At 72.2% G+C, this 19,546-nt stretch carries 16 protein-coding genes and 1 pseudogene; 12 read left to right on the plus strand and 5 right to left on the minus strand.

What is annotated here, in order from left to right:
- The first annotated feature begins 183 nt into the window (after positions 1-183).
- Genes ACFOYX_RS23430 through ACFOYX_RS23445 form a run of 4 tightly spaced genes read left to right on the plus strand, consistent with a single transcriptional unit; the run spans position 184 to position 5,310 of the window.
- Positions 184-2,496 carry a HAMP domain-containing protein gene (locus ACFOYX_RS23430; protein WP_322439255.1) on the plus strand — a complete coding sequence of 771 codons (2,313 nt, stop codon included), beginning with the start codon at positions 184-186 and terminating at the stop codon, positions 2,494-2,496.
- Positions 2,453-3,739, plus strand: a complete 1,287-nt coding sequence (pgsB, locus tag ACFOYX_RS23435) for a poly-gamma-glutamate synthase PgsB (protein ID WP_322439254.1) — start codon at positions 2,453-2,455, stop codon at positions 3,737-3,739. The genes ACFOYX_RS23430 and pgsB overlap by 44 nt, the downstream gene beginning before the upstream one ends.
- On the plus strand, positions 3,736-4,221 hold the full coding sequence (locus tag ACFOYX_RS23440) for a poly-gamma-glutamate biosynthesis protein PgsC/CapC (RefSeq protein WP_109804041.1): 486 nt from the start codon (positions 3,736-3,738) through the stop codon (positions 4,219-4,221). The genes pgsB and ACFOYX_RS23440 overlap by 4 nt, the downstream gene beginning before the upstream one ends.
- 36 nt (positions 4,222-4,257) lie before the next feature.
- Positions 4,258-5,310, plus strand: a complete 1,053-nt coding sequence (locus tag ACFOYX_RS23445; RefSeq protein ID WP_322439253.1) for an NlpC/P60 family protein — start codon at positions 4,258-4,260, stop codon at positions 5,308-5,310.
- A gap of 37 nt (positions 5,311-5,347) precedes the next feature.
- Here ACFOYX_RS23445 and ACFOYX_RS23450 read toward each other — a convergent pair.
- A pseudogene (locus tag ACFOYX_RS23450) lies at positions 5,348-6,771 on the minus strand (DUF6114 domain-containing protein); the annotation flags it as partial.
- Between the two features lie 88 nt (positions 6,772-6,859).
- Complete coding sequence (locus ACFOYX_RS23455; protein ID WP_109804044.1) at positions 6,860-7,471, minus strand: DUF6230 family protein; 612 nt, start codon at positions 7,469-7,471, stop codon at positions 6,860-6,862.
- Between the two features lie 461 nt (positions 7,472-7,932).
- Between ACFOYX_RS23455 and ACFOYX_RS23460 the strand changes: the two genes are divergently transcribed.
- Entirely contained in the window at positions 7,933-8,571 is a 639-nt protein-coding gene (locus ACFOYX_RS23460; RefSeq protein ID WP_322439250.1) for a C39 family peptidase, read from the plus strand.
- Positions 8,572-8,676: 105 nt separating this feature from the next.
- On the opposite strand, the gene ACFOYX_RS23465 is transcribed toward ACFOYX_RS23460, so the two are convergent.
- Both ACFOYX_RS23465 and ACFOYX_RS23470 read right to left on the minus strand, forming a co-directional pair.
- Positions 8,677-9,642: a sigma-70 family RNA polymerase sigma factor gene (locus tag ACFOYX_RS23465; protein ID WP_322439249.1), complete on the minus strand. Its 966-nt coding sequence runs from the start codon at positions 9,640-9,642 to the stop codon at positions 8,677-8,679.
- Positions 9,643-9,702: 60 nt separating this feature from the next.
- Positions 9,703-10,296 carry a GNAT family N-acetyltransferase gene (locus ACFOYX_RS23470; RefSeq protein WP_322439248.1) on the minus strand — a complete coding sequence of 198 codons (594 nt, stop codon included), beginning with the start codon at positions 10,294-10,296 and terminating at the stop codon, positions 9,703-9,705.
- 35 nt (positions 10,297-10,331) lie between these two features.
- Between ACFOYX_RS23470 and ACFOYX_RS23475 the strand changes: the two genes are divergently transcribed.
- Positions 10,332-11,642, plus strand: a complete 1,311-nt coding sequence (locus ACFOYX_RS23475) for a glycosyltransferase family 87 protein (RefSeq protein ID WP_322439247.1) — start codon at positions 10,332-10,334, stop codon at positions 11,640-11,642.
- Here the strand turns inward: ACFOYX_RS23475 and ACFOYX_RS23480 are convergent.
- The gene (locus tag ACFOYX_RS23480) at positions 11,541-12,092 is read right to left on the minus strand and encodes a GNAT family N-acetyltransferase (RefSeq protein ID WP_322439246.1); all 552 of its coding nucleotides are present in this window, start codon (positions 12,090-12,092) and stop codon (positions 11,541-11,543) included. The two genes, ACFOYX_RS23475 and ACFOYX_RS23480, sit on opposite strands and share 102 nt — an antisense overlap.
- A 78-nt stretch (positions 12,093-12,170) precedes the next feature.
- Here ACFOYX_RS23480 and ACFOYX_RS23485 point away from each other — a divergent pair, with 78 nt between their 5' ends.
- From ACFOYX_RS23485 to ACFOYX_RS23510, 6 genes are all read left to right on the plus strand, one after another.
- Positions 12,171-13,400, plus strand: coding sequence for a DNA glycosylase AlkZ-like family protein (locus ACFOYX_RS23485; RefSeq protein ID WP_322439245.1), 1,230 nt, complete (start codon positions 12,171-12,173; stop codon positions 13,398-13,400).
- 73 nt (positions 13,401-13,473) lie between these two features.
- Complete coding sequence (locus ACFOYX_RS23490) at positions 13,474-14,037, plus strand: DUF2752 domain-containing protein (RefSeq protein WP_322439279.1); 564 nt, start codon at positions 13,474-13,476, stop codon at positions 14,035-14,037.
- A gap of 246 nt (positions 14,038-14,283) precedes the next feature.
- Positions 14,284-15,021: an FAD-dependent thymidylate synthase gene (gene thyX, locus ACFOYX_RS23495; protein WP_109804051.1), complete on the plus strand. Its 738-nt coding sequence runs from the start codon at positions 14,284-14,286 to the stop codon at positions 15,019-15,021.
- A gap of 53 nt (positions 15,022-15,074) precedes the next feature.
- Positions 15,075-15,998: a 4-hydroxy-tetrahydrodipicolinate synthase gene (gene dapA, locus ACFOYX_RS23500; protein ID WP_322439244.1), complete on the plus strand. Its 924-nt coding sequence runs from the start codon at positions 15,075-15,077 to the stop codon at positions 15,996-15,998.
- 55 nt (positions 15,999-16,053) lie between these two features.
- Positions 16,054-17,742, plus strand: a complete 1,689-nt coding sequence (locus tag ACFOYX_RS23505) for a ribonuclease J (protein ID WP_322439243.1) — start codon at positions 16,054-16,056, stop codon at positions 17,740-17,742.
- 184 nt (positions 17,743-17,926) lie between these two features.
- Complete coding sequence (locus tag ACFOYX_RS23510) at positions 17,927-19,489, plus strand: S1 family peptidase (RefSeq protein WP_322439242.1); 1,563 nt, start codon at positions 17,927-17,929, stop codon at positions 19,487-19,489.
- Positions 19,490-19,546: the final 57 nt, after the last annotated feature.

Consider the following 19,546-nt stretch of genomic DNA (forward strand, 5'->3'; position numbering starts at 1 on the left):
GCGGCCGGCCCGACCGCGGCGCGCTCCATCTGCCTGCCCGCCCCGACAGCCGCGGTGGCCAACGTGAGGCTCCGCCGCCGGCTCGGGTTCATCCCGCCAGGGTGAAGTTCCCTCACCCTGTCTCGCTCGACAATTGATTTTGACCGTGCAACTTCCGATGCCCGCGGAAGGGAAGGGGTCGCCATGGGACAAAAAAGCAGTGGGCAGGAGCCGGATTCCGAGCGGCGGACCGGCCAGGAGGCGTTTCGCGGACGCGCCCCGGTAGCGGCCGCAGGCGGCTCGCCGTCACAGGAGCAGGTGGTCGCCTGGCGGCGGCGAGCCCTCGACCAGCAGCTGCCGGCCGCCGGCTTCCCGGCGGGCTCCGGTAAGCCGTCGCTGGTGTATCTCTGGTCGACCATGGTGCTGGCCGCGGCCCTCGTGCTGGGGTTCGCGGTGCACAGTCAGCGCGCCGTGCCTCCGGCGGTGATCGACTCGCAGCAGGACAACGTGTTGAAGGTCGCCTCCAGCATGCGACTGACCATCAACCACTCCATCGAGGATCTTGACGAGCGGGTGGCCGGCCGTCCCCCGTCGATGCCGGATGCGGAGTTCGTGAAACAGCTGGTCGGCAATGGTACGGACTGGAGCGGAGTGGCGATCGTCGAGAACGCTTCCCGCCGCCCCCTGGCGACCGCCGGCACCGGTGTGCCGTTCGGGCAGCTACCGCCGGTGCTGCCCGACAAGGACACGATCCCGATCACCACCGACGACGGCCCGGCACTGGTGCGTAGCAGCAAGCTGGACGACGCGCGGACCCTGCTGGCGGTGCAACCGATCAACGTCGACGAGCTGCGGCTCAACCCCACCGCACGGCAGGGCGTCTTCGTCATCACACCGGACGGCAAGAGCACCCTGATGCAGGGGGTCAGCGCCGTGAGTGAGGTCCACCTGCCGGTGGTGTTCCGCAATTTGGCACAGTCGGGCTCGAGCGAGGGTCACGCGATCCGGGTGACCGAGTGGCCGGACAAGCAACTCGTCGTCTCCTCCGCGCCGGTCGGGGAAACCGGGGCGACGGTGGCCACCCTGATCGTCGCGGACGAGACGGGAGGCACCTCCACCCTCCAGGGCTTCCTGCTCGGCCTGACGCTGCTGGCGCTGGCGGTGCCGGGCTTCCTGCTGATGCGGCTGGCGGTGGTCCGCCCGGTAAGGTCGCTGCTGCAGCAGGCCAGGGCCAACGCCTGTGGCGACACCTCCACCAAGCGGCACTGGCTGGGGGTGGCCGAGGCGCACCGGATCGCCCGCGCGCTGGCCTTCACCTCCGGCGACCTCTCGGCTCCCAGCGCCCCGCGCAGGTGGTGGCGCTGGCGGTGGCGCCCGACCGCGACGCTTGTCCTGAGCCTGGCGACCGTGGCGGCTCTGCTCTGGCCTGCGGCGGCGGCGGGCTACACGCTCCGCACCGCACAGCCGTCGATACCCGACCAACTCGTCAGGGACGAGGAGAGCAGAGCCGAGGCGGCGAGCACCGTCATGGGCAAGGCGCTGAACAACGGCCTGCAGACCGTGGTCCGCATCTCCCAGGCGACCGAGGCCGGCGACCCGGCGCAGATGACCCCGGTCCTCGAGCACGAGATGGCCGACAAGAATCGCTTCCGCGGCCTCTACATCCTCGGCCAGAACGGATCGGTGATCAGCTCTGCGGGACGTGATCCGCTGCGGAACGAGCCGTTGCGGGGTGAGAGCGGCATCGATCTGGACAACCAGACCTCGCGCGTTCCGGTCGTCTACGCCTGGCGGGTTGCCACCAACGGGGTCGCCGTTGTCGGTGAGTTCAACATCGACTACCTGCTGGAGATGCTGCGTGCGGTGGACGGGCAGGTGCGGGTGGTGGACGAGGACCTGCGCACCGTCTTCGACTCGCAGGGTTTCCGCGCCTTCCAGGAGTTGGAAGGAACGGCGCGGGCAGCGGCCGCCGAGGCGTTGCGGGGTGGCACCGTCGGTATGGCGAAGACGCCCGCCGGGGCTCCGGCACTGATCGCCGCGGCCGGTCTGAACAAGCCCAACACGGTCGCTCCGCTGAAGTGGTCGCTCGTGGTGGAGCAGGACCTGGCCGGGCTGCGGTTGCCGCAGAGCGACGGGCGCCGGTGGACTCTGCTGGTCGCCGGCCTGGCGACGGGGGGCGTGCTGCTCAGCCAGGTGTGGCAGTACTTCGTCTTCGCCCGGCCACTGCGACGGCTCGCCACCGAGGCCGACCGGATCAACGACGGCTCGGTCGAGCAGCCGATCCCGCCCCAACGGCACGACGACATCGGCGCTCTGGCGATGTGTCTCGAAATCTGCCGTCAGGTCCGGCACACCGGCTCCAGCCGGTTGGGCGGTGCGACCCGTCTGCGCGGCGCGGAGGAGGACCTCACCATCGTCCTCCCCGAGGTCCCGCAGCCGCCTGATGCCGATCGGGCCGCGTCACCACCCGGCGATGGCGCCGATCATCGCCCCGACGATCGAGACGAAAGGGGTTGACGTGGCGTACCTCTACATCGTGCTCGTCATGTGCTCCCTGGCTCTGCTGGTCGCGGGAGTCGTCGAGCAGCGCAACCACTATCGGAACCTGGACCGGATCCAGGAACGGATCCTGGTCAACGGCATCCGGGGCAAGAGCTCGATCACCCGGCTCTGTGCCGGCGCGCTACGCGGTGGCGGCCGGGTGGTGGTGGCCAAGACCACCGGCACCGCGGCGCGCTTCATCTTCCCCGATGCCACCGAGGAGCCGGTGCACCGCAAGTTCGGCATCGCGAACGTGGCCGAGCAGATCGGCATCGTGCGGCGGGCCGCCGTGTACCACCCGGACGTCCTGGTCATGGAGTGCATGGCGGTGATGCCGGCGCTGCAGGAGGTCAACCAGAGCAAGTTGATCCGGTCGAACATCGGCGTGCTGTGCAACGTACGCGAGGACCATCTCACCGAAATGGGCCCCACCCTCGACGATGTCGCCCGGTCCCTGAGCCGGTCCATGGCGGTCGGGGGTGTCTGCGTCACCGCAGAGCGGGAGCGGCTGGCGATCCTGCAGGAGGAGGCCGAGCGGCGGGACTGCCGGCTCGTCGCGGTCGACCCCGAGTCGGTGACCGACCAGGAGATGGACGGCTTCGGCTGGATCACCTTCAAGGAGAACGTCGCCATCGCGCTGGCCGTTGCGGAAGAACTGGGCGTCGACCGGCACAGCGCACTCAAGGGCATGTGGGAGGCGCCGCCGGACCCTGGCGTGCTGTCCGTGGCGCGGGTGATGCACGGCGACAAGCGCATGCGGTTCGCGAACATCTTCGCGGCCAACGACCCCGAGTCGACCTTCATGAACATCCAGCAGCTGGAGGGCCAGCACCTCATCACCCGCCCGCTGACCATGGTGATCAATTGCCGACCGGACCGGATCGAACGCAACGGCCAGATGGGCGAGCTGAGCGGTCGGGTACGGCCCGAGACCATCATCCTGATCGGAGAGGTGACCAAGAGCGCGCGGACGGCCATACCGGCGGAACTCCAGGACCGGGTGGTCGATCTCGGCGGCAAGCCGGATCCGAGCCGGCTGCTCGAAGGCGTCACCGCGGCGACGCCGGACGACTCCTCGATCGTCGCCGTCGGCAACATTCACGGGCAGGGTGAGGTGTTGCTGCACGAGCTGGCGAGGTTGCCGGGGTGGACCTGCGAGGACGGCTCGGAGTCCGGCTCCACGCTTCGCCTGCCGACCTGGGAAAGGACGCAACGATGACCTTCGGCGGAGAACTCAGTGCCCAACTGGCCACCGCGAGCCTCGGCATCGGACTGGTGTTCGCGTTGCTGTGCTATCTGACCACCAACCTCTCACCCGGCGGCATGATCACGCCGGGCTGGATCGCGCTGACCCTCATCGAGGACCAGCTCCAGGCGGTCATCGTCGTGGCGGTGACCGTACTGACCTACCTCATCGCCCGGGTGCTGCAACGGGTGGTGATCCTCTACGGAAAGCGGCTGTTCGCGGCGATCGTGCTGGTCAGCGTGGTACTCCAACTGACGCTGTTCGTCATCGTCCAGCGTGACCTCCCGCTGCTGTTCGCCCACCAGACGCTGGGCTTCGTCATCCCGGGCCTCATCGCGTACCAGCTGGTGCGCCAGCCGCCCAGGGCCACCATCCTGGCAACCCTCGTGGTCACCGGGATCACCTTCGGGGTCGCGTACAGCGGCGTCGTCGCCGGTTTCGTGCCAGTGACCTGACCGATTGCGGGATCGAGTCGCGAAAGGAGAACAGGCATGAGGTACCTGAGGTACCTTCGCAGTCGGACTCCGCTGCTCACCCTGGCCATGTTGGCCGTGGTGGTGGCGCTGAGCATGGCCACCTACATCGTGGTACGGCCGTCGCCCTCGGATCAACCGGAGCTGACCCTGGGCGCCGCCAAGGCCGACGGTGGCCCGACGCGCGGTGCCATGGGGTACACCTACCAGCGGTCGACCGGCCCGGATCGCACCGAGATCCTGGACTCTTCCGGACAGCCGGTCGCGATCATGACCGACGGCGCGCGGACCGCGAACATCTACGGCCCGTCCCGAACCTTCGAGGAGCCCCGCTTCACCGATGCCAAGGTCGAGAGCAACGTCTGGGTTCGGCTGGCGCCGCAGGCGTGGCACGCCGGTGCCGAACATGAGCAGTGGTTCGTCGACTGGCTCGGCGCCACCCGCAAGGACCGCTCGCCGGACGTGCTGGCGATCGCGTTCGAGTACGTCGACGGGGCCCCGGTGAAGAAGGACAACCAGGGACAGCAGTATTCCGGTGACGCGTCGTTCGGGCCGATCGATCCGACGGACCCGGATGGTCGGCAGGAGCGCTCCGACTTCTTCGACTACCTGGGCCTGCCGTGGTCGTTCCTCGACGGGAAGGCGGGGGTGCCCGAGCCGCAGCGCCAGCTCTCTCTGGACTGCTCCGGCTTCTTGCGGATGGTCTACGGTCACCGGCTCGGCTATCCGCTCCGGGGCACGAACACGCCGGGGGAGGGCCTTCCCCGCCGGGCGTTCGCGATGGCCGAGTTCGGACCGGGCGTCCAGCTGATGCCCAACTCGGGTCAGCGGGCCCGGGGGATGGACCGCCTGCTCCCCGGCGACCTGGTCTTCTTCAACGCCCAGCCAATACCGACCGGCCAGGTCGATCATTCAGGTATTTACCTCGGCATCGATGACGGCGGGCATCACCGGTTCATCTCCAGCCGATCCCAGACGGATGGTCCGACCATGGGCGACCTCTCGGGGGCACCCCTGCTGGACGGCACCGGCTACTGGCCGGACCGGTGGCGCACCGCCCGCCGGCTCTGAGCCCGATCCACCTACCTATCCGGCCTATCCGGGCGGCTCAGTCGATGGCCACCCTGAGGGTCGGCCCGGCGGTGAGGGCGTCGCTGCCGACGAAGGCCAGGTCGACGGCGGTGTCGGTGAAGGTGATCGGGCTGGGCGGCGTGGCCGGAATGCCGTCGGGTAACGGCAGGTCCGGCGTCAGGATGATGTCGATGCCGACCATCCGGCCGGCGAAGCGGGTCGTGTAGAGGGCGACCTTCCCCTGCAGGGTCATCCGATCGGCCGCGAAGAGCGTGGTCCGGTCCGCCGGCCCGGTGGAGCGGAGCAGGAAGTCGTCGACGACCGCCTGGTCCATGGTGAACTTCAACGCCCTCAGGCTGCCCTCGGCGGTGGGCAGGTCCACGATGCCGTCCAGACGCAGCCCGGTCATGGTCACCGCCGACCCGGTCAGCTTCCATCGGCTCCCGGCGGCCAGCGGCTGCGTCGGGTCGGCGGCGAGCCACGGCCACATCCGCCCCACCCCGCCCCCGCCGCTCGACGGGGGCGGGGTGGCGCAGCCGGTATCGGGAGCTGAGGGCTCGGGGGCGGCGGTCACCGCCCGCGCCGAACCGGCCGGGGCGCAGGCCCGCGCCGGCTCCGGGGCGGCGAGTGCCACGGCGGCAGACAGGCCGAGCAGCCCGAGCAGCGCCGCGAAGAGCCGCGGCTCGGACTGCCCGGGCATCCTGGGAGCCGCCGATCCTCCGGCTCGCCGGGCCGCCCAGCTCGATCGTGTCGACGGTGCGGAGGTCGGCATTGTCGCCCTCCCGGGCGCCGTCGCCTCGTCACACCCGGCGGACGCGGGCCGCGCCAGCCGCGGCCCGGTGCCGTCCGCTTCCGACATCAGCTCTTCGACGAGGGCCGGCTGCTCGGGAGCGGCGGGTTGCCGGCTGTCTCCCGGTCCAGCAGGTCAGGGTCCGCACCGCGCGTCCGCATGTCCCGCGCCGCCGGCTCATTCTCGGCCGACTCGTCACGCCCGTCCTCGGCGTCGGTCGGTCCGTCAGGGGCGCCCTCGTCGGGAGCCGGCTCGTGCCGCTCACTGCCGTCGGCGGCCGACCCGCCACCCGGCGGGACGGTCGGTGCGGCCCCCGGCACCCAGGCGAAGCCGAGTGCGCTGCCCACCGCGCCGAGCATCAGACCCAGAAAGAAGCCGCCGAGGTTCACCCCGATCAAGGAGAAGAGCGCGGTCACCGCGGCGACCACGGCGTAGAAGATCCGCTGCTGCGGCCTGAACCAGATCAACAGCCCGCAGGTGACCAGGATGGCGGGTATCAGCCAGGACAGGAAGCCGGTCGGCCCCATCTGGAAGGTGAGACCACTGAGTGACATCTGGGTCGTGCCGAAGATTTCCAGACCGCCCAGTGCGGTGAGCAGGCCGCCCCAGAACGGGCGGGCCCGTCGCCAGCGGCGGAAGCCGTGCCACGCAAGCCCAGGGCGGCCGCGTCGTGGCAGTTGGACAATTGTCACATCGTGCCTCCTGCCGGTTGACGGGACTGGGCTCACGGGCGTGCTCTCCGCGAGCCCAGCGGTCAGCTCAGAAGCATTCCTTGGCAGCCGACCCGACGTTGACCTTCAGCTTCAGTCCGGTCAGGTTGAACGTGCCCGCATGGGTGGCCCGGGCCACCTGTCGAAGGTTCTTGATGTTCACCGCTTCGGCCTGCTGGCCGAAGGCCTTCCGGTCGCCTGTCGCGCCCGGAGGGCCGCCCTGGAGGGTCGACGCGTCCTGCCCGATGTTGATGTTCTGGAACACGACGTCGCCTTCCAGCGACTCCACGTCGATCAACAGGTCCTTCGCGGTGGCGGGCCGGCCGCCCCCACCGGCGGTAATGGTGAGCACCACCGGGACGCCGGGTGTCTTCACCGACTGGCACAGGTCGAACAATTCGGCCTTCCGGATGCCGGTGACGGCGACCGGATGCTTCGTCCCGTCGACCTCCTGGGCGATGCCGCCGAACTGGACGAAGCCCTCACCGCGCAACTCTGAGGCGGAGACCTTGAACGTCTGGCCGGAGACCGCGAACGAGGCGGCCATCGCCCCGTTCGACATGCCGAGCACGATCGCGCCGGCGACGGCGGAAGTGGGCACCAGGAGGGCGAGGAAGCGCCCCCAGCGCGTGCGACCCGGGTTGTCGGACCGATCCTGCACGATTCCTCCTCAGGGTGGACTTCGCGCGGGTGGACGGACGGGACGGGAGGCCGTCGCGTCGGTCTCGTCACTCGTTGCTGGGACGACGATCGGGCACTCATGGGTGCGCGCATGAGGCGCAGGTCACATTGCGTGACCACTCGACGCTAACATGAGTCGGACTCAGGATTTGCGGATTGCCGCAGACGGGCACGGCGGAGCGAGTCGTCAGAAAAAAACCAACCATCCGGGCCCGGGCATCTCCCGAAGCTGCCCCTATTTCCCTCCTACTCGGGTAAGCTGTGCCGTTTCCGCGGACCCCGGTCGGGTAACCGGCTGTTGAGCGCCCGAGGAAGCCGATCGAGAGCCCGGGAGATCCGGGCCGGCCGGAGGCGAACGACCTCCGGCGTACGACGGGCGATCTCATCCCAACCGTGCTTGCGTCTCCGGTCCCCGGAGGCGCCAACCGATGGGAGCTTGACATGAACGCAACGCTCAGCCGGAGTCTGTCCGTCGGTCTCCTGGTCACCGGCACCATGCTCGGTCCGGCGACCACCGCCGAGGCCCTTCCCGCCCAGAGCGGGCCGGTCCACGCGGCCCAGCCCGCGCCGACCGACGCGGGCAAGCGGGTGCTGGCGCACGACTACCAGCGCCAGCCGAACTCCTACTTCTGCGCCCCGGCCGCGACCAGGATCGCGCTGTCCACCCAGGGCAAGATCCTCAGTCAGCAACAGGTCGCCAAGAAGCTCGGCACCACCAAGGCCGGCACCAGCTCCGCCAGCGAGACCACCCGAGTTCTCAACGACGTGACCGGCGGGGGCTACGACACCACCGAGATCAACGGTCCCACCGCCCAGGCGCAGCAGGTCGACAAGCTGCGCGCTGACGTGGTCGAGGCGATCGACGCCAAGCGCGGTGTGGTAGCCAACATCACCGGCACGGCGGTCGACACCGAAGGCGTGCCGCACAGGTACCCGGACGGGCACTACCTGACCATCATCGGGTACCGCAACGGCGGTGAGACGCTGCAGATCGCCGATCCGTACGCCCGGGACGGGCACTACTGGATGAGCGACCAGAAGGTCGCCGACTGGGTCGCCGAGCGCGGCTACTCCAGCTGACCCCGACCCACCCACGGACGCTGGCTGGGCTCCCACCAAAAGGGGGCCTGGCCAGCGTCCGTCCGCGTCGGCTTCCGCTGCCTGGGCCCTCTGGCAGAGCGGGGGTCAGGGATCGAGGCGGAGCGGCAGCCCGAAGCGGGGGAACAGGCCCGGCTGGAGGAAGTGGGTGAGCCGGGAGATCCGTCCGCCGGAGAACTCCAGCAGCTGGATCGAGAACGCCCGGTGGCCGCCATCCGGATCGGGCCGGTACTGCGCGACGGCCGGGCCTCCGTTGGCCGCGATCGGCACCAGGCGGGAGCCCCGGCAATCGGCGCCCGGCCCGACCAGCCACTGCCCGATGTCGACCGCCCCGCGCAGCCACATCGGGTACGGCGGCATGCTCTGCACGGCGTCCTCCCGCAGCAGCGCGACCAGGGCGTCGATGTCGTACCGGGCGAAGGTGTCCACGTACCGGTCGAGCAGGTCGCGGTGCTCGTCGTCCAGGTCGGCCCCGGCGGGCCGGCCGGCCTCGGGGACGTCGGCCAGCGTCGCCCGGGCGCGCTGCAGGGCGCTGTTGACCGCCGCCACACTGGCCCCGAGCAGTTCGGCGACCTCGTCGGCGTGCCAGCGCAGCACGTCCCGCAGGATCAGCACCGCGCGCTGCCGGGGCGGCAGGTGCTGCAACGCGGCGACGAACGCCAACCGGACCGACTCGCGGGCCACCGCCAGCTCCGCCGGGTCCCCGGGCAGCACCGCCGCGTCCGGGATCGGCTCCAGCCAGTCGCCGACCGGCCCCGGCTCGCCGAGCGACGCCGCCACCGGCGCCGCCGGGGCGCCGAGATCCATCGGCAGGGCCCGCCGCCCGCGGCCGCGAAGCTGGTCCAGGCACACGTTGGTGAGGATCCGGTAGAGCCAGGTGCGCAGGCTGGACCGGCCGTCGAAGCGGTCGAGGCCGCGCCAGGCCCGCAGCAGCGTCTCCTGCACCGCGTCCTCGGCGTCGAAGGGCGAGCCGAGCAACCGGTAGGCGTAGCCGGTCAGCTCGACCCGGAACTCCTCCAGGTCGCCGGTCGTCCTCGCGGTCGCCGTGGTCATGGAGCCACCGTAGGCCGATCCTCCGACAGCGCGTACCGCCGACGTGCGGCGGCGGGACGATCAGGCCCCGGCGGCCGGTTCGGTGGCCGGCTCGGTGGGCACCGCGACGTGCAGCCGGAGCTGGGGGACCAGCATGTCGTCCACGTCCAGCGCCCGGGCCGCGCCGTCCGGCTCCCAGCCGGTGCTGGTGAGGAATTTCCGGGTCGCCTCGTCCCCGTCGAATGCCCAGGCCACCGCCCGGGTGAAGCCGTCTTCCCGCCACAGGTCCACGCTGGCGGAGAGCAGCCGGCTGCCGTGCCCGCGTCGACCCCAGCGCGGCTCGACCAGCAGGTCGGTCACCGCCACCACACCGTCGGCGAGCGCCTCGGCGGGCTCGCCCGGGGCGAGCGCCTCCGCGTCGGCCGGACCGGATGCGGCGAATCCCACCAGATACGATTGCTCGGCCTGTTCGACGGCGACCAGCACGCGGTGCGCGCCGGAGGGCGGCTCCTGCACCGCCGCGTTCCACCGCCGGGCGAGGTACGCCTCGTCCAGGTTGTCGAGCACGTGCCGGGGCAGGATCCGGCGGTACGCGACCCGCCAGGTCGCGAGCTGGATTCGTGCGATCTCGCCGGCGTCCTCGGGACGCGCCGGGCGGACGTACCCGAGAGCCATGGCACGTGAGCCTACGCAGGGCGAGGGGGGCGACGGTGGCGCAGGGTGCCAGACGGACGTACGGGCAGGTCGCCGGCGTGCTGGTGCTCGCCGTGGCGGTGGCCGCCTTCCTCTCCGTCGCGGCCGTGCGGCACGGCTTCTTCGACCTGAAGGTGTACTACGGCGCGCTGACCTTCTGGGTGCACGACGGCGGGGAGATCTACGACTTCCTCAAGGCCGGCACCCAGTACGGCTTCACCTATCCGCCGTTCGCCGCGCTGGTGATGCTGCCGATGGCGTACCTGCCCTGGCCGGCGGCGATCACGGTGAGCGTGGCCGCCAGCGTGCTGACCAGCGCGGTGCTGATCTGGTGGCTGGTCGACCCGATCGCCCGCCGGGCCGGCTGGACCCGCTGGTTCGCCCTCGCGGTGGCGCTCTGCCTGGCCGCCGCGTTCGAACCGATGCGCGAGACGGTCAACTTCGGCCAGGTCAACACGCTGCTGCTCTTCCTGGTGGCGGTGGACCTGCTGCGGCTGCTGCCGGCCGGCAACCGGTGGGCCGGGGTGGGCATCGGCCTGGCCACCGCGATCAAGCTGACGCCGGGCGTCTTCATCGTCTACCTGCTGGTCACCCGGCGCTGGCGGGCCGCGTTCACCGCGATGGCCGCCGCCGCCGGGGCGAGCCTGCTGGCCGCCGCGCTCTTCCCGGACGCCTCGCGGGAGTTCTGGACCGAGGCGCTGTGGAACACCGGCCGGGTCGGGGAGCTGGCGTTCGTCTCCAACCAGTCGCTGCGCGGGGTGGTGGCCCGGCTCGACCCGGAGCATCCGAGCACGCTGGCCTGGCTGGCGCTGGTGCTGGCCACCCTCGCCGTCTGGGCCTGGCGGTCCCGGGCCGCGGTGGCCGCCGGCGACGAGGCCACCGGCCTGGCGCTGACCGGCGCCATGATGTGCCTGGTCAGCCCGGTGACCTGGGTGCACCACCTGGTCTGGCTGATCCCCGGACTGATCCTGCTGGTGGACAACGCCATGGCGGCGCCCGGACGGGGCCGCCGGCGCCGCGTCCTGCTGGCCGCCGCGATCATCGGGTACGGCTTCCTGATCAGCCGGATCGTCTGGGCCTGGGAGAAGGATTTCACCGGCGTGGACGGCTTCCTGGGCAGCAACACCTACGTCTGGATCAGCCTGGCCCTGCTGCTCGGCCTGCCGATCCGCCGCTGGGCGACGCCGACCCACGGCGGGCCCCGCCGGGAGCCGGGGCCGGCCGGGTCACTCGCCGAGCCGGGCGGTATACCGCAGCTCGACAAGACCGACGGGGTCACGTCCGCCGGAGAGCGGCACCGGGTAGGTGGATTCCAGCCCGTCGGGTGACAGCCCGGCCCGCTCGTAGAAGCGGCGGGCCCGGACGTTGTCGGCCAGCACCCAGAGCCGGTACTCGGTCCAGCCCCGCTCGGCCAGCCCGGCGCGGGCCGCGGCCAGCAGCGCCCGGCCGGTCCCGTCGCCCCAGTGCGCCGGTTCCACGTACATGCCCAGGATCTCCCCGTACGCCGGGTCGAGGTCGGCCCGGTCCTGGTCGTTGCGGTACGGCCCGAACGTGGCGAAGCCGGTGACCGCACCCTCGTCCGCGCTGACCAGGGTGGTGAACGGGTGCTCCGGGTCGGCGGTGCCGAGGTCCCGGCGGCGCTGCGCCCAGGCCGCCGGGTTGAGCCGGCGCAGCACCTCGTCCGGCATGATCCCGGCGTAGCCGGCCTGCCAGCTCCGCACGTGCACCCGGGCGATCGCCTCGGCGTCGTCCGGCTCCTCGCGGCGAATGGTGAGCATCCGTCCGTTCTATGTCCTCAGGGGCGATCGGTCCAGCGTCCGCTCCGGCGTCGTACCGGTGGATTAGGGTGCCCGACGATGGCTGTCCCGGAATCGCTCTCGCTCGCCCAGGCCCGGCGCATCGCCCTCGCGGCCCAGGGCTTCGCCGACCCGGCGCCCGGCGGCGCACCCACCCGCCGGCACCTGCGCCGGGTGCTCGACCGGGTCGGGTTGATCCAGATGGATTCGGTCAACGTGCTGCAACGGGCGCACTACCTGCCGCTCTACAGCCGGCTCGGGCCGTACCCGACCACGCTGCTGGACGCCGCGGCCTACCGCCGCCCCCGTGAGCTGTTCGAGTACTGGGGGCACGAGGCGTCGCTGATCCCGGTCGGGCTCCAGCCGGCCCTGCGCTGGCGGATGGCGAAGGCCCGCGAGGAGGCCTGGGGCGGCATGCGCCGCATCGCCCAGGAGCAGCCCGAGCTGGTGGCCTGGGTCCGCGACGAGGTGGCCGCCCGGGGCCCACTGACCGCCGCCGAGATCGAGCACGACGCGCCCCGGGAGACCGGCAACTGGGGCTGGAACTGGTCGGCGGTGAAGCGGGCGCTGGAGTTCCTGTTCTGGGCCGGTGAGGTGACGGCCGCCGAGCGGACCACCTCGTTCGCCCGCCGCTACGACCTGCCCGAGCGGGTGCTGCCGGCCGCCGTGCTCGACGCGCCCACGCCGAGCGACGCCGACGCCTGGCGCGCCCTGGTGTCGGTCGCCGCCCGGTCGCTCGGCGTGGCCGCCGAGCCGGAGCTGCGCGACTACTTCCGGCTGCCGCTGGCCGGCGCCCGGCGGGCGGTCGCCGAGCTGGTCGAGGCGGGGGAGCTGACGCCGGTCACGGTGCCGGGCTGGCGGCAGCCGGCGTACCTTCACGCGCAGGCCCGGCTGCCCCGGTGGGTGCGGGGCAACACCCTGGTCAGCCCGTTCGACCCGCTGGTCTGGGAGCGGGCCCGCACCGAGCGGCTCTTCGGCTTCAGCTACCGCATCGAGATCTACGTGCCGGCCCCGCAGCGGGTGCACGGCTACTACGTGCTGCCGTTCCTGCAGGGGGAGCGGTTCACCGCGCGGGTCGACCTGAAGGCCGACCGGAAGGCGGGCGTGCTGCTCGTGCCGGCCGCCTGGATCGAACCCGGGGCCGACCCGGGGGAGACCGCGGTGGCCCTGGCCGCCGAGCTGTACCGGCTGGCCGGATGGCTCGGTCTCGACGCGGTGGCCCCGCCCGTGGCGGGGGACCTCGCGGTGCCGCTGGCCGCCGCGCTGGCGGGCGTCGCCGGTGTACGGTGAGCGCGTGACGAGCGTCGACCGGCCGGCCACCCAGCCGGGCCAGCAGGTCCCCGACGGTGTCTCCCCGACGGCCCTGACCGCCCCGGTGGTTCCCGGCGCCGGGCACGCGGAGCCCGGGCCGGCGGCCTGGCCCACCGGCGAGGTCCCGGCCGGCGGCTGGCCGCAGCCGGCGGCCTACCAGCCCGTCGAGCCGGACCGGTTCACCCGGCTGGTGATCCGCCTGCACGAGCGCGCCCCACGCTGGGCGGTGCCGCTGGCCGCGCTCGGCTGCGTCGGCATGGGCATGGCGTACGCGCTGGTCAGCGACCCCACCCACAGCGACCCGGACGCCCGGCCGACCTGCCTGCTCAAGCTCACCACCGGCCTGGACTGCCCGGGCTGCGGCGGCACCCGGGCCCTCTGGTACGTGCTGCACGCCGATCTGCCGGCCGCCGCCCGGCACCACTTCCTCTTCGTCTTCTCGCTGCCCTTCCTCGCCTACCTCTTCGTCGCCTGGGCGGGGAACCAGGCGTTCGGCTGGCGCCTGCCGGAGCTGCGGCTCAGCCCCAAGGTGATCGGCGGCTTCCTGGCCGCCTGGCTCGCCTTCTCCGTGTTGCGCAACCTGCCCTGGGCGCCCTTCACCGCGCTCTACGTCTGACCGGCCCCGGGCCCGGGGATCCGTGCCCGACTCCGCCTCGCGGCCCGTCCTGCCCGTCGCGGCGCCTCCTGCCTGTCACGGCCATAGGCGGACGAACAGAGCTGCCCGCGCTGCGAGATCTTGGGCACCCGTCGGTCGCCGCGACCGGGACGTGTCCGGGATTCGCTGATGGTGGCCGCTTTCACGTCCGCGCGTCCAAGTTTCGCCACCGGGCGTCCGGCCACTACAGTCCCAGGAATGCCGGAGATGGTGCAGCCTCAGGTCAAGCTGATCGCGTGGACCCAGTTCCAGGCCCCGGACGAGGTGCCGTGGTCGACCGACGCAGAGGGCGGGCAGGCGCTCGCCGAGTTCGCCGGCCGGGCCTGCTACCAGAGCTGGAAGAAGCCGAACCCGGCCACCGCGACCAACGCCGGCTACCTGGCGCACATCCTGGAGGTCGGGCACCTCTCGGTGCTGGAGCACGGCTCCGTGAGCTTCTACTTCAGCGGAGTGTCCCGCTCGTTCACCCACGAGCTGATCCGGCACCGGCACTTCTCGTACTCCCAGCTGTCCCAGCGGTACGTACCGGAGCGGGACGCCGCCATGGTCGAGCCGGCGGTGATCGCCGACGACCCGGAGCTGCACAAGAAGTTCGTCGAGGCCGCCGAGGCGAGCGTCCGGGCGTACAACGAGCTGCTGGAGGGCCTGGAGCAGCGCTTCGCCGACGAGCCGAACCCGACGCTGCGCCGCAAGCAGGCCCGGCAGGCGGCCCGGGCGGTGCTGCCCAACGCCACCGAGACCCGGATCGTGGTCACCGGCAACTACCGGGCCTGGCGGCACTTCATCAAGATGCGCGCCACCGAGCACGCCGACGTGGAGATCCGCGAGCTGGCCGTGGAGTGCCTGCGGCAGCTCAAGGGCGTCGCGCCGAACGTCTTCGCCGACTTCGTGACCTCCACCCTGCCGGACGGCACCGAGGTGGCGGCCAGCCCGCACGCCGAGTGACTCCTGCGCCCTTCCCCGCCGGAGCCCCGGTGGTCGTCCGCTAGGTTGTGAACATGACGCACGACCACCCTGCCGCCCCCGACCGGGGCGCGTCGCGCCCGTTCGGGCGACTGCTGACGGCCATGGTGACCCCGTTCACCACGGACGGGTCCCTCGACCTCGACGGCGCCGTACGCCTCGCGAACCACCTGGTCGACGAGCAGGGCAACGACGCGCTGGTGGTCAACGGCACCACCGGCGAGTCGCCGACCACCACCGACGCGGAGAAGGAGACCCTGATCCGCGCCGTCGTGGAGGCGGTCGGCGACCGGGCCCGGATCGTCGCCGGGGTCGGCACCAACGACACCCGGCACACCATCGAGCTGGCCGCGTCGGCGGAGAAGGCCGGCGCACACGGGTTGCTGGTGGTCACCCCGTACTACAACAAGCCGCCGCAGAGCGGCCTGCTGCGGCACTTCACCGCGGTCGCGGACGCCACCGGGCTGCCGATCATGCTCTACGACATCCCGGGCCGTTCGGGCGTGCCGATCGCCACCGATACGCTGGTGAAGCTCGCCGAGCACGGCCGGATCGTCGCGGTCAAGGACGCCAAGGGGGACCTGACCGCCACCTCCTGGGTGCTCGCCCGCAGCGACCTGGCCTACTACAGCGGGGAGGATGCGCTGACCCTGCCCGCGCTCGCCGTCGGCGGCGTCGGCCTGGTCGGCACGTCGACGCACTTCACCGGTGTACTGGCCAAGCAGCTGATCGAGGCGTACGACGCGGGGGACACCACGACCGCGCTGAGCCTGCACCGGCGGCTGCTGCCCCTGTTCACCGGCATCTTCCGTACCCAGGGCGTGATCCTGGTGAAGGCGGGCCTGGCGGCCAAGGGCCTGCCGGCCGGCCCGGTACGACCCCCGCTGGTGGACGCCACCGCCGACGAACTGGCCCAGCTGCGCGCGGACTGCGCGGCGGCGGGCCTGGAACTGCCCTGATGATCCAACGACACGACGGACGCCGCGTGACGGCGTCGCAGAATGAGGTGGACGCGTGACCGAGGCGCACTTCGAGGGTGAACTGCCCCCGCCGCTGCCGGAGGGTGGCCTGCGGATCATCCCGCTCGGCGGACTCGGCGCCATCGGCCGGAACATGACCGTCTTCGAGTACGACGGCAAGCTGCTGATCGTCGACTGCGGGGTGCTCTTCCCCGACGTCGAGCAGCCGGGCGTGGACCTGATCCTGCCCGACTTCGGGCCGATCCTGGACCGGCTCGGCGACATCCAGGCGATCGTGCTCACCCACGGTCACGAGGACCACATCGGCGCCGTGCCGTACCTGCTCGCCCACAAGTCGGACATCCCGCTGGTCGGCTCCCAGTTCACCCTCGCCTTGGTCGAGGCGAAGCTGGCCGAGCGGCGGATCCAGCCGTACACACTGACCGTGCGGGAGGGCGGCCGGGAGCGGCTCGGCCCGTTCGAGCTGGAGTTCTTCGCCGTCAACCACTCCATCCCGGACGCGCTGGCGGTGGCCATCCGCACGCCGGCCGGCCTGGTGTTGCACACCGGCGACTTCAAGATGGACCAGCTCCCGCTGGACGGCCGGATCACCGACCTGGCCGGCTTCGCCCGGCTCGGCGCCGAGGGCGTCGACCTGCTGCTGTCCGACTCCACGAACGCGGAGATCCCCGGCTTCGTCACCCCGGAGCGGGAGATCGGGCCGGTGCTCGACTCGATCTTCGCGAAGGCCAAGGGGCGGATCATCGTCGCCTCGTTCGCCTCGCACGTGCACCGGGTGCAGCAGGTCTTCGACTCGGCGGTCGAGCACGGCCGCAAGGTGGCCCTGATCGGCCGGTCCATGGTCCGGAACATGGGCATCGCCCGGGACCTCGGCCTGCTCAACATCCCGGCGGGCCTGGTCATCGGGATCGAGGAGGCGACCACGCTGCCGCCCGAGCAGATCCTGCTGATGTCCACCGGCTCGCAGGGCGAGCCGATGAGCGCCCTGGGCCGGATGGCCAGCGGCGACCACCGGCACATCACCATCGCCCCCGGCGACACCGTGGTGCTGGCCTCGTCGCTGGTGCCCGGCAACGAGACCTCCGTCTACCGGGTGATCAACCGGCTGGCCCGAGCCGGCGCGGTGGTCGTGCACAAGGACGTCGCCAAGGTGCACGTCTCCGGCCACGCCCCCGCCGGGGAGCTGCTCTACCTGCTCAACATGGTCCGCCCGAGCAACCTCATGCCGGTGCACGGCGAGTGGCGGCACCTGCGCGCCCACGCCCGCCTCGGCATCGAGTCCGGGGTCGCCCCGGACCGGGTGGTGCTCTGCGAGGACGGCGACGTGGTCGACCTGGTCGAGGGCCGCGCCAGCCTGGTCGGGCACGTCCGGAGCCGGTACGTCTACGTCGACGGTCTCGCCGTCGGCGACGTCAGCGAGTCGCTGCTCACCGAGCGGCGGATCCTCGGCGACGGCGGCTTCATCGCCACCACCGTGGTGGTCGACTCGGTGACCGGCAAGGTGGTCGCCGGTCCGACGCTGTCGGCGAAGGGCTTCTCCGAGGATCCGGCGGCGTTCAACCCGGTGATCCCGCTGGTCACCGACGCGCTCAACCGGGCCGCCGCGGACGGCATCACCGATCCGCACCAGCTCCAGCAGATCGTCCGGCGCACCGTCGGACGGTGGGTCAACGACGCGTACCGGCGGCGGCCGATGATCGTCCCGACCGTGGTCGAGGTCTGACCCCACCCGCTCCGCACGCCGGTCCACCGTCCGCGGTGGGCCGGCGTCGTCACTCTCCGGGTACGTCCCGGCGTCGCCCGACCACGCTCGGTGGATCGTCGACGGTCACTTCAACCGATCGGCGTTCGTCTCCGTACTCCGCTCCGGCAGGCGTACCCCGCGCCGGCCGGGAGGAGCGTGGCGGATGGACCGCAGACGGATCACAGCCATCGGCGTACTGGTGGCGGCGGTGGGAGCGGCGGCGGCCGTGACCCTGCCGTCGTTCGCCGGGGAGGGCACGGCGCCCCGCGGCGGCGCGCCCGCGGCGTCCGACGGCGTCGCGCCGGAGGTGGTGGACGCCATGAGCCGCGACCTCTCGCTGAGCCGGGAGCAGGCGACGAAGCGGCTGAGGACCGAGCGGTGGGCGGCGGGCACGGTCGCCCGGCTCCGCGGCGAGCTGGGCGAGGACTACGGCGGCAGCTGGCTCAGCGCCGACGGCGCGACGCTGACCGTGGCGGTGGCCGACCCGGCGCGGGCGGCGCAGGTGACGGCGGCCGGCGCGGTGCCGAAGCAGGTCGACCGGGGGGTCCGGGAGTTGGACGCGGTGAAGAGCCGGCTCGACTCGGCCGGCGGCAAGGCCGGCCCGGACGTCTCCGGCTGGTACGTCGACGTCGCCACCAACTCGGTGGTGGTGCTCGCCCAGCCGGGTGCGGAGGCGGCCGGCCGGCGGTTCGCCGAGGCCAGCGGCGTGCCCGCCGGGTCGGTCCGGGTGCGGGCCGTCGCGGAGGCGCCCCGCCCGCTGTTCGACGTACGCGGCGGCGACGCGTTCTTCATCAACAACGCCGGCCGCTGCTCGGTCGGCTTCTCGGTGGTGGGCGGCTTCCTCACCGCCGGGCACTGCGGCCGGCCGGGCGACCGGACCACCGGCGCGAACCGGATCGCCCAGGGCACCTTCGCCGCCTCGTCGTTCCCCGGGGACGACTGGGCGGTGGTCGAGGTGAACGGCGAGTGGACGCCGCAGGGTGTGGTGAACGACTTCAACGGCGGCACGGTGCCGGTGAACGGCTCCACCGAGGCCCCCGTCGGCGCCTCGGTCTGCCGCTCCGGCTCGACCACCGGCACCCGCTGCGGCGTGATCCAGGCGAAGAACGCCACAGTGAACTATCCGGAGGGAACGGTCACCGGGCTGACCCGGACGAACGTCTGCGCCGAACCGGGCGACTCCGGCGGCGCGTGGCTCTCCGGCGACCAGGCGCAGGGGGTCACCTCCGGTGGGTCCGGGGACTGCACGCAGGGCGGCGTCACCTTCTTCCAACCGGTCAACGAGATCCTCCAGCGCAACAACCTGACCCTGGTCACCGCGGCCGGCCGGTCGGCGCCGGCCGCGCCGCCCGCCGGTGGCGACGCCACCGCCCCGCCGGCCACCGCCGCCCCGGGCGCGCCGCCGGCCGGGGAGCAGACGGGGTGCACGGGCCAGGTGAGCCGCACCGGCGAGATCGCGGCCGGCCGGGCGCAGAACCAGCCGGACGGTCGCTGGTTCCGGGCCGCCGCCGGCAGCCAGGAAGCCTGCCTGGACGCGCCGGAGGGCACCCTGGCGGCGGTGCAGCTACAGCGCTTCACCGGGACCTCGTTCGAGACCGTGGCCAGCGCCGACACCTCCGACGGCGTGGCCCGGCTGACCGCCGGGACCCCGGCCGGTGTCTACCGCTACCGGGTCGTCGGGCTGGACGGCGAGGGGGCGTACACCCTGGCCTTCTCGGCCCGCTGAGCCGTCGCCGGGCGGCCCGCTCGGCGAGCCGGACCGCGGCCCCCGTCCACCACCGCC

Origin of the sequence: Micromonospora sp. GCM10011541, from assembly GCF_042650725.1 — a bacterium.
In the GTDB taxonomy this organism is placed as follows: domain Bacteria; phylum Actinomycetota; class Actinomycetes; order Mycobacteriales; family Micromonosporaceae; genus Micromonospora; species Micromonospora sicca.

Excerpts from the sequence above, each read along its gene's own strand:
- ACFOYX_RS23440 (WP_109804041.1), top strand. The coding sequence starts at position 3,736 with ATGACCTTCGGCGGAGAACTCAGTGCCCAACTGGCCACCGCGAGCCTC.
- ACFOYX_RS23430 (WP_322439255.1), top strand. The coding sequence starts at position 184 with ATGGGACAAAAAAGCAGTGGGCAGGAGCCGGATTCCGAGCGGCGGACC.
- ACFOYX_RS23465 (WP_322439249.1), bottom strand. The coding sequence starts at position 9,642 with ATGACCACGGCGACCGCGAGGACGACCGGCGACCTGGAGGAGTTCCGG.
- ACFOYX_RS23485 (WP_322439245.1), top strand. The coding sequence starts at position 12,171 with ATGGCTGTCCCGGAATCGCTCTCGCTCGCCCAGGCCCGGCGCATCGCC.
- ACFOYX_RS23445 (WP_322439253.1), top strand. The coding sequence starts at position 4,258 with ATGAGGTACCTGAGGTACCTTCGCAGTCGGACTCCGCTGCTCACCCTG.
- ACFOYX_RS23470 (WP_322439248.1), bottom strand. The coding sequence starts at position 10,296 with ATGGCTCTCGGGTACGTCCGCCCGGCGCGTCCCGAGGACGCCGGCGAG.
- dapA (WP_322439244.1), top strand. The coding sequence starts at position 15,075 with ATGACGCACGACCACCCTGCCGCCCCCGACCGGGGCGCGTCGCGCCCG.
- ACFOYX_RS23510 (WP_322439242.1), top strand. The coding sequence starts at position 17,927 with ATGGACCGCAGACGGATCACAGCCATCGGCGTACTGGTGGCGGCGGTG.
- thyX (WP_109804051.1), top strand. The coding sequence starts at position 14,284 with ATGGTGCAGCCTCAGGTCAAGCTGATCGCGTGGACCCAGTTCCAGGCC.
- pgsB (WP_322439254.1), top strand. The coding sequence starts at position 2,453 with ATGGCGCCGATCATCGCCCCGACGATCGAGACGAAAGGGGTTGACGTG.
- ACFOYX_RS23480 (WP_322439246.1), bottom strand. The coding sequence starts at position 12,092 with ATGCTCACCATTCGCCGCGAGGAGCCGGACGACGCCGAGGCGATCGCC.
- ACFOYX_RS23460 (WP_322439250.1), top strand. The coding sequence starts at position 7,933 with ATGAACGCAACGCTCAGCCGGAGTCTGTCCGTCGGTCTCCTGGTCACC.